This is a genomic window from Mesorhizobium sp., from assembly GCF_004963255.1.
In the GTDB taxonomy this organism is placed as follows: Bacteria; Pseudomonadota; Alphaproteobacteria; order Rhizobiales; family Rhizobiaceae; genus Mesorhizobium.
In genome coordinates this window covers 1-1,017 of the sequence record NZ_SUGA01000095.1, presented here as the reverse complement: position 1 = coordinate 1,017, position 1,017 = coordinate 1, and the positions used below count along the sequence as shown (strand labels likewise).

Here is a 1,017-nt window from a genome sequence, read left to right as displayed (position 1 = left end):
GGACCAGCAGGCGCTGCTCTTTGCCGAAGTGCTGAAGGGGACGCGGTTCGGCAACGCCTTTTCCGAATTCGGTTCTAAGCGCGCCGCGGATTTCGAGACCAAGTTCACCGATGCCGGCGACCATATCATCGTCAACGGCCAGAAATTCTATTCCTCCGGCGCGCTGCTTGCCCATCTGGTGCCGATCGTTGCACTCGACGATCAGGGCCGGGCCTGGTACGCCATCGCCGATCGCGGCGCGCCGGGACTGACGGTGATCGACGACTGGTCGAGCTTCGGCCAGCGCACAACGCTGTCGGGCACCGTCATCATCGACAACGTCAAGGTGCCGAAGACGCATCTCGTTCCGGGCTACAAGGGTTACGACAAGCCGACCGCAGACGGCGCCATCTTCCAGATCATCCAGGTGGCGGTGGACACCGGCATCGCGCAGGCGGCGATCGACGAGACGGTCCAGTTCGTCCGGACCAAAAGCCGCGCCTGGATCGACAGCGGCGTCGACAATGCCTGGGACGATCCCTACACGATCCAGGCCATCGGCGACCTGACGCTCCGCCTGCATGCGGCCCAGGCGCTGCTGGAAAAGGCCGGCCACGCCATCGACCGCGCGGTCGCCGAGCCGACAGCCGAGAGCGTCGCGCATGCGCAGATCGTCACCGCCGAAGCGAAGATCCTGTCGACCGAGATCGCGATCGCGGCGACCAACAAGCTGTTCGAACTGGCGGGGACGCGCTCGACGCTCGCCGAGCACAATCTCGACCGTCACTGGCGCAATGCGCGCACCCACACGCTGCACGATCCGGTGCGCTGGAAGTATTCGATCCTCGGCAAGTATTTCCTCAACGGCGAGAACCCGCCGTTGCACGCCTGGAGCTGATCGCGCCGGCCCGCCGAGGCCGGCAGCCTCGGCCACGCTTTCGCCAAGCGGCGGCCGGCAGGGCCGCCCAAATGTCAATCCGGAGCACCCTTGGAGGTCCGTTCCATGTCCAGCCCAGCAATCGTCGGCTTTTCCGGCAA

The 1,017-nt window shown here is 65.5% G+C and carries 1 protein-coding gene; it reads left to right on the top strand.

Going from position 1 to position 1,017, the window contains the following annotated elements:
• Nucleotides 1–877, top strand: an 877-nt coding sequence (locus E5X34_RS32570; RefSeq protein ID WP_292573317.1) for an SfnB family sulfur acquisition oxidoreductase, incomplete at its 5' end; no start/stop codon positions are given.
• Between the last annotated feature and the right edge of the window lie 140 nt (nucleotides 878–1,017).